The 13913-nt window shown below is 72.6% G+C and carries 10 protein-coding genes; 4 read left to right on the top strand and 6 right to left on the bottom strand.

Going from position 1 to position 13913, the window contains the following annotated elements:
• Positions 1-32 precede the first annotated feature (32 nt).
• The 3 genes from ACH4OA_RS13290 to ACH4OA_RS13300 all read left to right on the top strand — a co-directional run bounded on the left by ACH4OA_RS13290 (position 33) and on the right by ACH4OA_RS13300 (position 4962).
• Positions 33-1328: a ribonuclease D gene (locus ACH4OA_RS13290; protein ID WP_397943150.1), complete on the top strand. Its 1296-nt coding sequence runs from the start codon at positions 33-35 to the stop codon at positions 1326-1328.
• A gap of 290 nt (positions 1329-1618) precedes the next feature.
• Complete coding sequence (locus tag ACH4OA_RS13295; protein ID WP_365871100.1) at positions 1619-2836, top strand: acetyl-CoA C-acyltransferase; 1218 nt, start codon at positions 1619-1621, stop codon at positions 2834-2836.
• Positions 2833-4962 (top strand): 3-hydroxyacyl-CoA dehydrogenase NAD-binding domain-containing protein, encoded by a 2130-nt coding sequence (locus ACH4OA_RS13300; RefSeq protein ID WP_397968997.1) that lies wholly within the window; start codon positions 2833-2835, stop codon positions 4960-4962. Before ACH4OA_RS13295 ends, ACH4OA_RS13300 begins: the two co-directional genes overlap by 4 nt.
• A gap of 57 nt (positions 4963-5019) precedes the next feature.
• On the opposite strand, the gene ACH4OA_RS13305 is transcribed toward ACH4OA_RS13300, so the two are convergent.
• On the bottom strand, positions 5020-6036 hold the full coding sequence (locus tag ACH4OA_RS13305; RefSeq protein ID WP_397968999.1) for a hypothetical protein: 1017 nt from the start codon (positions 6034-6036) through the stop codon (positions 5020-5022).
• A gap of 65 nt (positions 6037-6101) precedes the next feature.
• On the opposite strand from ACH4OA_RS13305, the gene ACH4OA_RS13310 reads away from it, so the two are divergent.
• On the top strand, positions 6102-6494 hold the full coding sequence (locus tag ACH4OA_RS13310; RefSeq protein ID WP_397943155.1) for an NTP pyrophosphohydrolase: 393 nt from the start codon (positions 6102-6104) through the stop codon (positions 6492-6494).
• Positions 6495-6504: 10 nt separating this feature from the next.
• On the opposite strand, the gene ACH4OA_RS13315 is transcribed toward ACH4OA_RS13310, so the two are convergent.
• The 5 genes from ACH4OA_RS13315 to ACH4OA_RS13335 all read right to left on the bottom strand — a co-directional run bounded on the left by ACH4OA_RS13315 (position 6505) and on the right by ACH4OA_RS13335 (position 13877).
• Entirely contained in the window at positions 6505-7956 is a 1452-nt protein-coding gene (locus tag ACH4OA_RS13315) for an ArnT family glycosyltransferase (RefSeq protein WP_397943157.1), read from the bottom strand.
• A gap of 89 nt (positions 7957-8045) precedes the next feature.
• Complete coding sequence (locus ACH4OA_RS13320; protein ID WP_397948054.1) at positions 8046-9569, bottom strand: amino acid permease; 1524 nt, start codon at positions 9567-9569, stop codon at positions 8046-8048.
• Between the two features lie 139 nt (positions 9570-9708).
• On the bottom strand, positions 9709-11625 hold the full coding sequence (gene dxs, locus ACH4OA_RS13325) for a 1-deoxy-D-xylulose-5-phosphate synthase (protein WP_397948041.1): 1917 nt from the start codon (positions 11623-11625) through the stop codon (positions 9709-9711).
• A 144-nt stretch (positions 11626-11769) separates the two neighbouring features.
• Positions 11770-13080, bottom strand: coding sequence for a sugar ABC transporter permease (locus ACH4OA_RS13330; RefSeq protein ID WP_397969000.1), 1311 nt, complete (start codon positions 13078-13080; stop codon positions 11770-11772).
• Entirely contained in the window at positions 13077-13877 is an 801-nt protein-coding gene (locus tag ACH4OA_RS13335) for an ATP-binding cassette domain-containing protein (protein ID WP_365871084.1), read from the bottom strand. Before ACH4OA_RS13335 ends, ACH4OA_RS13330 begins: the two co-directional genes overlap by 4 nt.
• Positions 13878-13913 lie beyond the last annotated feature (36 nt).

Raw genomic sequence — 13913 nt, forward strand, 5'->3', positions numbered from 1 at the left:
GGGCGCCGTGCGCGCACGGATACCCTTGACAGGTGACCGACGCCCAAGACACCGCAGCAGACAGCTCCCTGCGCACACCCGGAGGCACTCCTCCGGACGACGCCGGATCTTCTGTGCCGGGGGCGCCGACTCCCTTGCTCGAACCCCGCGAGGGCATTCCGCCCGTGATCACCGACGAGGCGGCCCTCGCCCGGGTGACCGCCGCCTTCGCCGCCGGCACCGGCCCGGTCGCCGTGGACGCCGAGCGCGCCTCCGGCTACCGCTACGGCCAGCGCGCCTATCTGGTGCAGCTGCGCCGCGAGGGCGCCGGCACCGCGCTGATCGACCCCGTCGCCTGCCCCGACCTGTCCGGGCTCGGCGCGGCCCTGTCCGGCGTCGAGTGGGTGCTGCACGCGGCCACCCAGGACCTGCCCTGCCTGCGCGAGATAGGCATGACGCCGACCCGCCTGTTCGACACCGAGCTGGCCGGCCGGCTGGCCGGCTTCCCCCGGGTCGGCCTCGGCGCGATGGTCGAGGGCGTCCTCGGCTACGTCCTGGAGAAGGGCCACTCCGCCGTCGACTGGTCCACCCGGCCGCTGCCCGAGCCCTGGCTGCGGTACGCCGCGCTCGACGTGGAGCTGCTGGTCGACCTGCGCGACGCCCTGGAGAAGGAGCTGGACCGGCAGGGCAAGCTGGAGTGGGCGCTCCAGGAGTTCGACGCGATCGCGACCGCGCCGCCGCCCGAGCCGCGCAAGGACCCCTGGCGCCGCACCTCCGGGATGCACAAGGTGCGCCGCCGCCGGCAGCTCGCCGTCGTGCGCGAGCTGTGGGAGACCCGGGACCGGATCGCCCGGCGCCGGGACGTCTCGCCGGGCAAGGTGCTGAGCGACGCGGCCATCGTGGAGGCCGCGCTCGCTCTGCCGGGCAACGTGCACGCCCTGGCCGCGCTGAACGGGTTCGGGCACCGGATGGGACGGCGGCAGCTGGAGCAGTGGCAGGCCGCGGTGGACCGGGCCAAGACCCTGCCGGAGACCGCGCTGCCGCAGCCGGGACAGCAGGTGACCGGACCGCCGCCGCCGCGGGCCTGGGCCGACAAGGATCCGGCCGCCGCGGCCCGGCTGTCCGCCGCGCGGGCGGGCGTCTCCGCCCTGGCCGAGCGGCTCGCCATGCCGCAGGAGAACGTGATCTCCCCGGACACCGTGCGGCGGATCTGCTGGGAGCCGCCGGCCGTGGTGGACCCCGGGTCCGTGGAGGCCGCGCTGACGGGGTACGGCGCGCGGCCGTGGCAGGTGGAGCTGGTGACGCCGGTGCTGGTGGACGCGCTGGCGGTCAAGGGCGCCGGCGCCTAGGCGGCACGGGCGCGGGCGGGTCCGGGCCCGCCGGGACGGCTTTCCGGCGGGGGCCCGCCGGGGTCGCGCAGCAGCAGGAGGAACGGCGATATCACGCCAAGATCCTGCTGCGGTCGGAACTATGACATGTACAGGTCGAGCCCGGCGGCGGCAGGCGGACGCGGCGGTGACCCCGGCCCGGCGGTGTGATGTTCACCGCTGGAAGCGAGGGGACTGGGCAGCTACATTACCGGCAAGTAGCATGGGCTTAAGCAAGCGCTCAGCGTCCCGCACCCTGGAGGAGAGCCATCGTGCCTCGTACCGTCAGGGATGTCGTCTTCGTCGACGGCGTCCGCACCCCGTTCGGCAAGGCGGGCCCGAAGGGCATCTACCACGAGACCCGCGCCGACGACCTGGTCGTGAAGGCGATCCGGGAGCTGCTGCGCCGCAACCCCGGGCTGGACCCGAAGAAGATCGACGAGGTCGCCATCGCCGCGACCACGCAGATCGGCGACCAGGGCCTGACCCTCGGCCGTACGGCCGGCATCCTCGCCGGCCTGCCGCAGTCCGTGCCGGGCTACTCCATCGACCGCATGTGCGCCGGCGCGCTGACCGCCGTGACGACCACCGCCGGTTCGATCGCGTTCGGTGCCTACGACGCCGTGATCGCCGGTGGCGTGGAGCACATGGGCCGCCACCCGATGGGCGAGGGCGTGGACCCGAACCCGCGCTTCGTCTCCGAGAAGCTGGTCGACGAGTCCGCCCTGTTCATGGGCATGACCGCGGAGAACCTGCACGACCGCTACCCGCACATCACCAAGCTGCGCGCGGACGAGTACGCGGTGCGCTCCCAGGAGAAGGCCGCCAAGGCGTACGCCGACGGCAAGATCCAGGCGGACCTGGTGCCGATCTCGGTGCGCCGGACGAGCCCGGAGGGCGGCGAGACCGGCTGGGGTCTGGTCACCGCCGACGAGCCGATGCGCCCGGGCACCACGCTGGAGAACCTCGCGGGTCTGAAGACGCCGTTCCGTGTGCACGGCCGGGTCACCGCCGGCAACGCGGCCGGTCTGAACGACGGCGCCACCGCGTCGATCATCGCGAGCGAGGAGTTCGCCCGCGAGAACGGCCTGCCGGTCAAGATGCGCCTGGTGTCGTACGCCTTCGCGGGCGTCGAGCCGGAGGTCATGGGCTACGGCCCGATCCCGGCCACGGAGAAGGCCCTCGCCAAGGCGGGCCTGTCCATCTCCGACATCGGCCTGTTCGAGATCAACGAGGCCTTCGCCGTGCAGGTGCTGGCCTTCCTCGACCACTACGGCATCGCGGACGACGACGAGCGCGTCAACCAGTACGGCGGCGCCATCGCCTTCGGCCACCCGCTGGCCTCCTCCGGCGTCCGTCTGATGACGCAGCTGGCCCGCCAGTTCGAGGACCAGCCGCACGTCCGCTACGGTCTGACCACCATGTGCGTCGGCTTCGGCATGGGCGCGACGGTCATCTGGGAGAACCCGCACTTCGAGGGGGACAAGTGAGCACCACCGCCCAGCTTCTGCAGCAGGCCTCGGACCTGTTCCCCGACGAGGTCGTCACCTCCGCGCACGTACGCCACTTCGACCTGCCGTTCGGCGCCGGCCGCTTCGCGCTGATCACGCTGGACAACGGCCTGGACCACACCAAGCCGACCACCTTCGGCCCGGCCTCGCTGGCGAACCTGGACGCCGCCGTCGACCAGGTCGAGAAGGAGGCGGCCGAGGGCGGGATCGTCGGTGTCGGCATCACCGGCAAGCCGTTCATCTTCGCGGTCGGCGCCGACCTCAAGGGCGTCGAGCTGCTGAAGGAGCACGAGCACGCGCTCGCCATCGGCAAGGGCGGCCACGAGGTCTTCAAGCGCCTGTCGAAGCTGGCCGTGCCGACCTTCGCGTACTACAACGGCGCGGCCATGGGCGGCGGCGTCGAGGTCGGCCTGCACTGCTCCTACCGGACCGTCTCCAAGGCGATCCCGGCGTTCTCGCTGCCCGAGGTCTTCCTCGGCCTGGTGCCCGGCTGGGGCGGCTGCACCCTGCTGCCGAACCTGATCGGCGCCGACAAGGCCGTCTCGGTCATCATCGAGAACTCGCTGAACCAGAACAAGCAGCTCAAGGGCCAGCAGGTCTTCGACCTGGGCATCGCCGACGCGATCTTCGAGGGCGCCGACTTCCTGGAGCAGTCGCTGCTGTGGACGGCCCGGGTCCTCAAGGGCGACATCACGGTCGAGCGCCCGGTGATCGACCGCGGCGCGGCCTGGGACCAGGCCGTCGAGCGCGGCCGGTTCCTCGCCGACGGCAAGGTGCACGGCGCGGCCCCGGCCGCCTACCGCGCCCTGGACATCATCGCCGCCGCGAAGAACGAGGACCACCAGCAGGGCTTCGACGCCGAGGACCAGGCCCTCGCCGACCTGATCATGGGCGGCGAGCTGCGCGCCGGCATCTACGCCTTCAACCTCGTCCAGAAGCGCGGCAAGCGGCCCGCCGGCGCCCCGGACAAGAGCCTGGCGCGCCCCGTCACCAAGGTGGGCGTGGTCGGCGCGGGCCTGATGGCCTCGCAGCTCGCCCTGCTCTTCCTGCGCCGTCTGGAGGTGCCGGTCGTGCTGACCGACATCGACCAGGAGCGCGTCGACAAGGGTGTGGGCTACGTCCACGCCGAGATCGACAAGCTGCTCGGCAAGGGCCGGATCAACCAGGACAAGGCCAACCGCCTCAAGGCGCTGGTGACCGGTGTCCTGGACAAGGCGGAGGGCTTCTCCGACGCGGACTTCGTCATCGAGGCCGTGTTCGAGGAGATCGGTGTCAAGCAGCAGGTGTTCGCGGAGGTCGAGGCGGTCGCTCCGGCGCACGCGATCCTCGCCACCAACACCTCCTCGCTGTCCGTGTCGGAGATGGCGTCGAAGCTGAAGCACCCCGAGCGGGTCGTCGGCTTCCACTTCTTCAACCCGGTCGCGGTACTGCCCCTGCTGGAGATCGTGCGCGGCGAGCAGACGGACGACGCCTCGCTCGCGACCGCGTTCGCCGTCGCCAAGAAGCTGAAGAAGACCGCGGTGCTGGTCAAGGACGCCCCGGCGTTCGTCGTGAACCGCATCCTGACCCGCTTCATGGGCGAGATCCAGAACGTCATCGACGAGGGCACCCCGGTCGAGGTCGCCGAGAAGGCCGTCGAGCCGCTCGGTCTGCCGATGTCCCCGCTGGTGCTGCTGGAGCTGGTCGGCCCGGCGATCGGCCTGCACGTCTCCGAGACGCTGCACGGCGCGTTCCCGGACCGCTTCACGGTCTCCCCGAACCTCAAGGCGGTCGTGGAGGCGGGCAAGCGCGGCTTCTACGTCTACGACAGCGGCAAGCCGGAGCTGGACCCGGAGGTCGCCGCGCTGCTGAAGCAGGGCGACAGCGTGCTGACCGAGGAGCAGGTCCGCGCCCGGGTCCTGGACGCGGTGGCGCAGGAGATCGGGCTCATGCTCGACGAGGGCGTCGTCGCCGAGGCCCAGGACATCGACCTGTGCCTGATCACGGGCGCCGGCTGGCCCTTCCACCTGGGCGGCATCACGCCGTACCTGGACCGCGAGGGCGTCTCGGAGCGCGTGAACGGCAAGAAGTTCCTCGCCCCGGGCGTGGCGAGCATCCCGGTGTGACACCGGTGACCGTGTGAGGTGAAGGGCCCCCGCCGCGGCGGGGGCCCTTCGCGTCCCTCACACCCGCCGCCACGCCTCCAGGGCCAGTCCTGGCTCGTCCTTGCGCCGGGTGACCAGCAGGTGCCCGGTCGACGGCGACAGCGTCGCCGCCACCACCCGGTCCGTCTCGTCCTTCGTCAGCGACACCAGGGCGTCCAGCGGCAGTTCGGGGCCGGACTCGGTCCACCAGGCGCCCGCCGACTCCTGCTCGGTCGGGTAGGCGGCGAAGGCGACCCGGCGGCTCGCCGTCCGCTGGGCAAGCAGCGTGCAGTCGTACCCGTCCAGGTCGCAGCGGACCGCCGCGACCGGGCCGGGGCCCGCCGCGGGCAGCAGCGTGACCGGCTTGCCGCCCGGCCGCCAGGCGCACAGGCCGTCGTCGGTGCCGGTGTAGAAGACGGTCGTGCTGTCCGGGGAGGTGGCCAGGGCGCGCAGGGTGCCGGGGCGCACCGCGGTCTCCAGGGTGTCCTGGAGCACAGGCACGGCGCCCGGTGCCTCCTGACGCCAGTACAGCAGGCCCTGGGGCACCGCCGCGTACAGCTCCACCGTGCCGGACTCGGCGGTGACGGCGGCCAGTCCGTCCTGGACCTCACGGCCCAACAGGTCCCGCCAGGGGCCCCAGCCGCCCTTCTCCTTCTGCCCGGCCATGCTCACGCCGCCGCCCCTGTTGCGGACGAACACATGGGCGCGGCCCTGCGCGTCGACGGCGACCGCGGGCGTCCCGGTGCGTTCGCCGCTCTTGTTGGGGTGGCCGATCGGGTGCCAGTCCAGGGCCGCGAGGTGCGCGCGGAAGTGCGTGGAGTGCACCAGCCCGGCTTCGCCCTTGACGGTGGGCCGCCAGGAGACCAGGTGGGCATAGCCGTCGGCGCCCTGGCCGACGGCCAGGACGGGGTGCAGCCGCTGCTCGCCGCCCACCCGGCGGGCGGCGGCGAAGGGGCCGCCCGGGCCGCGCTCCGCCCGGCACAGGACGGCTTCGCCCGAGAGCTGGTAGACACTGAGCCGGCCGTCGCGGCCGCGGAGGAGCCAGTCGCCGTTCACCGGTTCACTTTAAGCCGCCCGGCATCCTCCCCGGGGCCCGGCCCCGGCCGTGGGACCCTTGGCCCATGACCTCTCCCCGGCCCGCTGTGCCCTCCCCCGCCGCGCCGCTCGTCATCGTGGACGGCGCGAACGTCGTCGGGTCGCGGCCCGACGGCTGGTGGCGGGACCGCAGGGGCGCGGCCGAGCGGCTGCGGGACCGGCTGGCCAGCGACGGCCTGCCCGGGCGTCCGGGGCCGGTGGAGATCGTGCTCGTGGTGGAGGGCGCGGCCCGGGGCGTGGCGTCGGTGCCGGGCGTGCGGGTGGATCCGGCGCCGGGCAGCGGCGACGACCGGATCGTGGAGCTGGCCGCCGAGAGCGCCGGCCGGCCCCGCCTGGTGGTGACCGCCGACCGGGAGCTGCGGCGCCGGGTGACGGAGCTGGGCGCGGACGTCGCCGGCCCCCGCACCGTCCTCGGCTGAACCAGGCCCGCTACGGCCGCGGCAGCCGGGCGTACAGCACCGCGCCGTCCACCCGGCCCGCCTCCGTGTAGCCCGCCGCGAGCAGACGGCGCAGGGTGGGCAGGCGGCCGGGCGCGTACGGCAGGCCCCGGGAGTCGTCGACGACCAGGGCGGGGGCGTGCGCGGTCATCTCCCGGCGGAAGACGGGCCAAGCGCCGGCGACGGCGTACTTCTCGCCGACCCGGGGGCCGTCCCGGCCGCCGCTGTAGTTGGTGAGCAGGCCCGCGGTCAGGTAGCGGGTGGCGGGGGTGCGGCCGGCCAGCCAGTACGTCTCCGGGTGTATGCCCCACACGAGGACCCGGTCGCCGGGTGCCGTGCGGTGCGCGAGGGCCGCCGCCAGCCGCTCGGCGTGGGCGAGTTCGGGCCGCGGGGCGAACAGGCCCCAGCCGATGAAGAAGGCGCAGGCGCAGCCGGAGGTGAGGACGGCGGCCCGGCGCCGCTCGTCCGGCAGGACGTGCAGCGCGGCGGTGGCCAGCAGGGCGAGCGGCGGGATGAGCTGGAGGTAGTAGTGGCCGAAGAAGTGGCAGCCGAGGACCACGGCGACGGCCGAGGAGGCCAGCCACGGCCACAGCCCGGCCGCCACGGCGCGGGCGTCGTCGCGCAGGGCCCGTGCGAGGGGCGCGAGCAGTCCCGCCGAGGCCGCCGCGAGGATCGCGGTGTTGGCCAGGGCGCGGCCCGCGGCGTGGAGTCCGGAGCCGGTGACGGAGGCGTAGGCGGCGGAGCCGGTGACCGTCCAGAACAGGAAGCCGGCCGGGTCCGTCAGCAGGGCCGCGCCGAGCACGGGCGCGGCCAGCCCGGCCGCGAGCCGGGGCAGGCCCGCGCGGGTGCCGCCGCGCTGGTGCAGCAGCCAGAGCACGGGCCCCAGCACCGCGCCGCCGGTCTGCTTGGTGAGGAACGCGGCGGCGACGGCGGCCCCGGCCGCGCCCCAGCGCCCGCGGTCCGCGCACCACACGGCGGCGGCCGTCCAGGGCAGCATGAACACCTCGAAGGTGGCGGCCTGCGCGTCCTCCGGGTTGAGCCCGACCGACACCAGCAGGTACAGCACCCCGGCGGTGCGTCCGGCCCGGTCGCCCCAGCGGCGGCGGGCCAGCGAGGCCAGCAGGACGGCGGTGAGGAGCTGGGCCAGGACGGCGAGGACGCGCAGCGGGGTCAGCGAGCCGGAGCCGCACAGCGCGAACGCGGCCTGGTACAGCCAGGGCAGCAGTGGCGGCTTGCGGTCCACCACCGTGTCGTAGAGCTGTCCGCCCTGGGCCAGGAGCCCGGCCTGTACGGCGAGGTAGCCCTCGTCCGGGTTCCACAGCGGCCGGACGAAGGAGGGCAGCCGGGTGACGCAGGCCAGGACCGCCAGGAGGGGCACGAGCCGCGTCCAGTACGCCGTCCGGGTGACCGCGGTCCGGGCGGGGGCGAGCGGGACGGCGAGCATGGTCAGCACGCTATCCGGCCCCGCGCCGCTTCCCGGGAAGGGACATACGGGGCGGGGGGGGTGTCGGGCGCGCAGGATGCGGGCGCGGGTTACCGGGCCGTCCCGGCGGGCGGTCGCGGGTTCTCGCCGGCCGCGGCCCGCTCGCGCTCGGCGAGACGGCTGTGTGTGCGGCCGTAGAAGAAGTACACGACGAAACCGATCACCATCCAGATCGCGAACCGCAGCCAGGTCTCCGCGGGCAGGTTCAGCATCAGCCACAGCGAGGCGAGTACCGACAGGATGGGGACCAGCGGCACCAGCGGGGTGCGGAAGGCGCGGGGCAGGTCGGGTCGGCTGCGGCGCAGGATGATCACGCTGATCGCGACGACGATGAAGGCGAAGAGGGTGCCGATGTTGACCAGCTCGGCCAGTTCGCTGAGGCTGGTGAAGCCCGCCACGACCGCGATGACCAGGCCGAGCAGGATGGTCGACCGGTAGGGGGTGCGGAACCGCGGGTGGGTGTGGGAGAAGAACCGGGGCAGCAGCCCGTCGCGGCTCATGGCGAAGAAGACCCGGGACTGGCCGAGCAGCAGGATCATGCACACGGTGGTCAGGCCGATCGCGGCGCCGAAGCTGATCAGGCCCGCGTACCACGGGTGCCCGGTGGACTTGAAGGCGTCGGCGAGCGGTGCGTTCACGGACAGCGCGCTGTACTTCTGCATGCCGGTCACGACGATCGACACCGCCACGTACAGGGCCGTGCAGATGATGAGGGAGCCGAGGATGCCGCGCGGGACGTCGCGCTGCGGGTTGCGGGTCTCCTCGGCGGCGGTGGCGACGACGTCGAAGCCGATGAAGGCGAAGAACACCACGGAGGCCGCGGTGAAGACGCCCATGACGCCGAAGTGCGAGGGCGCCCAGCCGAACATGAGCTGGATCAGCGGCGCCTTGAGGTTCCCGCCGGCCGCGGCGGACTGCGCCTTCGGGATGAACGGGTGGTAGTTGGCGCCGCGGACGAAGAAGGCACCCGCGATGATGACGACGAGCACCACGGCCACCTTGACGGCGACGACCACCGAGGTGACCCGCGCGGAGAGCTTCATGCCGACGACGAGGATTGCGGTGAGCACCAGCACGAGGGCCGCGGCGAGGATGTCGAAGCCGAAGCCGCTGGCACCGTCCCGGCCGGCGAGCGCCTGGGGCAGCTGCCAGCCGGCGTTGTCCAGCAGCGAGTGGATGTAGCCGGACCAGCCGACGGCGACCACCGCCGTGCCCAGCGCCAGTTCCAGGACGAGGTCCCAGCCGATGATCCAGGCGGGGAGTTCGCCCAGCGAGGCGTAGGAGAAGGTGTACGCGGAGCCGGCCACGGGGACCGTGGAGGCGAACTCGGCGTAGCACAGGGCCGCCAGCGCGCAGACCACGCCGGCCACGACGAAGGACAGGGAGACGGCGGGGCCGGCGGTGTTCTTCGCCGCCGTGCCGGTGAGGACGAAGATGCCGGTGCCGATGATGACGCCGACACCGAAGACGGTCAGGTCCAGGGCCGTCAGGGACTTCCGGAGCGCGTGCTCGGGTTCCTCGGTGTCCTGGATGGACTGCTCGACGTTCTTCGTCCGGAAGAGCGCGTTGCCCACGTGCCCACCTCCCACGCTTGTCGTCCTCGACGTGATCGAGAGGACCGGGAGCGGTATGGCCCGGCACAGGCAGGTTCACGCACACGGGCCGGTTCCGCCACCCGGGAAGGCGGCGGGACCGGCCCGTGGGGCGCGCGGGTCAGTCGCGGGCGGACTCCACCGGGTCCACCGCGTCGGCGGTGCCGTCGAGCCGGGCGACCAGCCCGGTGACCTGGCGGGCGATGTCGGGCGCGGTCAGCCCGATCTCGGTGAGCACCTCGGCGCGGGAGGCGTGGTCGAGGAAGCGCGGCGGGATGCCGAAGTCGCGCAGCGGCACGTCCACGCCCGCGTCCCTGAGGGCCTGGGCGATCGCGGAGCCGACACCGCCGACGCGGCCGTTGTCCTCGACCGTGACGACGACCCGGTGCCGCTCGGCCAACGGGGCGAGGGCCTCGTCGACGGGCTTGACCCAGCGCGGGTCGACCACGGTGGTGGAGATGCCCTGCTTCTCCAGCAGCCCGGCGATCTCCAGGCACATCGGGGCGAGCGCGCCGACGGAGACCAGCAGCACGTCCGGACGGTCGGTGCCGGGCTCGCGCAGGACGTCCATGCCGCCGACCCGGCCCACGGCGGGTACGGCGGGACCGACGGCGCCCTTGGAGAAGCGGACCACGGTCGGCGCGTCGTCCACGGCGACGGCCTCGCGCAGCTGGGCCCGTACCTGGTCGGCGTCGCGCGGCGCCGCGAGCCGCAGGCCGGGCACCACCTGGAGGATCGACATGTCCCACATGCCGTTGTGGGAGGCGCCGTCGGTGCCGGTGACACCGGCCCGGTCCAGTACGAAGGTCACCCCGCACCGGTGCAGGGCCACGTCCATGAGGACCTGGTCGAAGGCGCGGTTGAGGAAGGTGGCGTACACGGCGAAGACCGGGTGCAGGCCGCCGTAGGCGAGGCCCGCCGCCGAGACGGCGCCGTGCTGCTCGGCGATCCCGACGTCGTAGACCCGTTCGGGGAAGCGCTTGGCGAACTTGTCCAGGCCGACCGGCTGGAGCATGGCGGCGGTGATCGCGACGATGTCCTCGCGCTCCTCGCCGAGCCGGACCATCTCCTCGCCGAAGACCGAGGTCCAGTCGGCGCCGGAGGAGGCGATCGGCAGCCCGGTGTCCGGGTGGATCTTGCCGACGGCGTGGAACCGGTCGGCCTCGTCCTGGAGGGCGGGCTGGTAGCCGCGGCCCTTCTCGGTCAGGCAGTGCACGATGACCGGGCCGCCGAACCGCTTGGCCCGGGTCAGCGCCGACTCCAGCGCCTCGATGTCGTGGCCGTCGATCGGGCCGACGTACTTCAGGCCCAGGTCCTCGAACATGCCCTGCGGGGCGATGAAGTCCTTCAGGCCCTTCTTGGCGCCGTGCAGCGTCTCGTACAGCGGCTTGCCGACGACCGGGGTGCGGTCGAGGATGTCCTTGGTGCGGGCCAGGAAACGTTCGTAGCCGTCGGTGGTGCGCAGGGTCGCCAGGTGGTTGGCGAGACCGCCGATGGTCGGGGCGTAGGAACGCTCGTTGTCGTTGACGACGATGACGAGCGGGCGGTCCTTGGCCTCGGCGATGTTGTTCAGCGCCTCCCAGGCCATGCCGCCGGTCAGCGCGCCGTCACCGATCACGGCGACGACGTGGCTGTCCCGCCGGCGCAGCTCGTTGGCCTTGGCGATGCCGTCGGCCCAGCCGAGCACGGTCGAGGCGTGGCTGTTCTCGATGACGTCGTGCTCGGACTCGGCGCGCGCCGGGTAGCCCGACAGGCCGCCCTTCATCTTCAGCCGGGAGAAGTCCTGCCGGCCGGTGAGCAGCTTGTGCACGTAGGACTGGTGGCCGGTGTCCCACAGCACTTTGTCCTTCGGCGATTCGAAGACGCGGTGCAGGGCGATGGTCAGCTCCACCACACCGAGGTTCGGGCCGAGGTGGCCGCCGGTCTTGGAGACAGCGTCGACGAGGAAGGTCCGGATCTCCCCGGCCAGCTGGTCCAGCTCCTCCAGGCTGAGCCGGTCCAGATCGCGCGGTCCCCTGATGCGGGTCAGCAGCGGCACCCGTGCCTCCTTGCAGTAGAGCTGATCGAGCTGTTGCCGGGCTCGCCCGAGTCTAATGTTCCGGTCCGCCGGCGCATGACAGTGCCCGGAGCCGCCGGGCCCCGGGCACTGTGAGATAACCACGCCCCCGCGGGGGCGGGAGGGTTACGCGCGGCCCGCCGTCTTCTGCGTCTTGCGCGTGATGGAGTCGATCACGACCGTGGTCAGCAGCACCGCCGCGGTGATCATGTACTTCACCGGCTCGGCGATGGACTGGAGCTGGAGGCCGTACTGGATGGAGACGATCACCAGCACACCGAGCAGCGCGTTCCAGGTCCGTCCCCGGCCGCCGAAGAGCGAGGTGCCGCCGATCACGGCCGCGGCGATCGCGTTCATCAGCAGGTCGCCGGTGCCCGCGCTCTGGTTCGCCGAGGCGATCTTGGAGGCCAGGAACAGGCCGCCGATCGCCGCGAACCCGCCGGAGATCGCGAAGACGGAGATCCGCACCGCGGTCACGTTGATGCCGGCGCGCCGGGAGGCCTCGACGCTGCCGCCGAGCGCGAAGACCTTGCGCCCGTAGGTGGTGCGCCGCAGCAGGAAGTCCGACCCGACCAGGAACACCAGGAAGACCACGGTGGCCAGCGGCAGGCCCTTGTACTGGTTGTACATGTAGGCCGCGGCGAAGGCGACCACGGCCAGCAGGGCCGTCCGCAGCGCGGTGTCGCCGAGCGGCCGGGCCGGGATGCCCGCGGCCTCCCGGCGCCGGTTGCCGAGGAAGGAGGTGAGGAAGAACACCGCGACCACGATCACGGCGAGGCCGTAGGCGGCCGCGACGTCGGAGAAGTAGTACGTGGTCAGCTTGGCGACCAGTCCGTCGCCGTCGAGGTTGATCGTGCCGTCCTCGCCGAGCACCTTCAGCATGAAGCCGAGCCAGAACAGCAGGCCGGCCAGCGTGACGGCGAAGGCGGGCGCGCCGAGCACCGCGAAGAAGAAGCCGTGCAGCGCGCCGATGGCGACACCGGCGACCACGGCGAGCAGGACGGCCGCCCACTCGGGCCAGCCCTGGTTGACCGCGAGGACGGCCATGAGGGCGCTGGCCGCGCCGCTGACCGAGCCGACCGACAGGTCGATCTCGCCGAGCAGCAGCACGAAGACGATGCCGACCGAGATCATGCCCGTGCCGACCATCGTGATCGTCACGTCGTTGATGTTCTGCGCGGACAGGAAGTTCGAGTTCAGCACCTGGAAGATCACGCAGATGATCGCCAGGCCCACGATGACGGGCAGCGAGCCCAGCTCGCCGGCCTTCATCTTGCGCTTGAACTCGTGCCAGTAGCCGAGCAGTCCCTCTTCCTGCACCAGCAGGCGCGGGTCGACGGCGGTCACCGCGGCGGCCGCGGCCTCGGGGTTCTGAGCCGCGTCCCCGTCCTGCGGGGCCGTCTTGCCGGGGTTCTCGGAGGTCTTGTCGATGCTCACTGGGAAGCCTCCCCGTTCGCGCTGGACGTGCGCGCGGCACGGCGGGTCACGGCGTTGTCGGTGGCGCCGGTGATGGCGGAGATGATCTCCTCCTGGGAGGTCGTCTTGACCTCGAAGACGCCGTTGTTGCGGCCGAGGCGCAGGACGGCGACCTTGTCGGCCACCGCCTTGACGTCGGCCATGTTGTGGCTGATGAGGATGACGGCGTGGCCGCGCTCGCGCAGCCGCTCGACGAGGTCGAGCACCTGGGCGGTCTGCTCCACGCCGAGGGCGGCGGTGGGCTCGTCCAGGATGACCAGCTTGGGCTCGCCGAGCATGGAGCGGGCGATGGCCACGGTCTGGCGCTGGCCGCCGGAGAGCGAGGCGATCGGGATGCGGACGCTCGGGATGCGGATCGACAGCGTGGTGAGCAGCTCGCGGGCGCGGCGCTCCATCTCGACCTCGTCCAGGACGCCCCACTTCCTCAGCTCACGGCCGAGGAAGAGGTTGCCGACGACGTCGATGTTGTCGCACAGCGCGAGGTCCTGGTAGACCGTCGCGATGCCCAGCGCCTGGGCGTCGTGCGGCTTGCTGATCGAGACGGGCTTGCCGTCCCATTCGATGGCGCCCTCGTCGATGGGGTGGACGCCGGCGATCGTCTTGACCAGCGTGGACTTTCCGGCGCCGTTGTCGCCGACCAGGGCGACCACCTCGCCGGCGTGGATCTCGAGCTCTACGTCGGTGAGCGCCTGGACGGCACCGAATCGCTTGGAGACCCCGCGCAACGCCAGCACGGGCGTAGCGGACACGTGAACCATCTCCTTCGCCGCCTGACCCGGCGGGAGGTTGTGCGA

This window comes from Streptomyces sp. NPDC017095, assembly GCF_044332325.1.
Classification (GTDB): Bacteria; Actinomycetota; Actinomycetes; order Streptomycetales; family Streptomycetaceae; genus Streptomyces.

What these genes read in the sequence shown, in the direction of transcription:
- ACH4OA_RS13310 (WP_397943155.1), top strand. Translation starts at nt 6,102, where the DNA reads ATGACCTCTCCCCGGCCCGCTGTGCCCTCCCCCGCCGCGCCGCTCGTC.
- ACH4OA_RS13315 (WP_397943157.1), bottom strand. Translation starts at nt 7,956, where the DNA reads ATGCTCGCCGTCCCGCTCGCCCCCGCCCGGACCGCGGTCACCCGGACG.
- ACH4OA_RS13335 (WP_365871084.1), bottom strand. Translation starts at nt 13,877, where the DNA reads ATGGTTCACGTGTCCGCTACGCCCGTGCTGGCGTTGCGCGGGGTCTCC.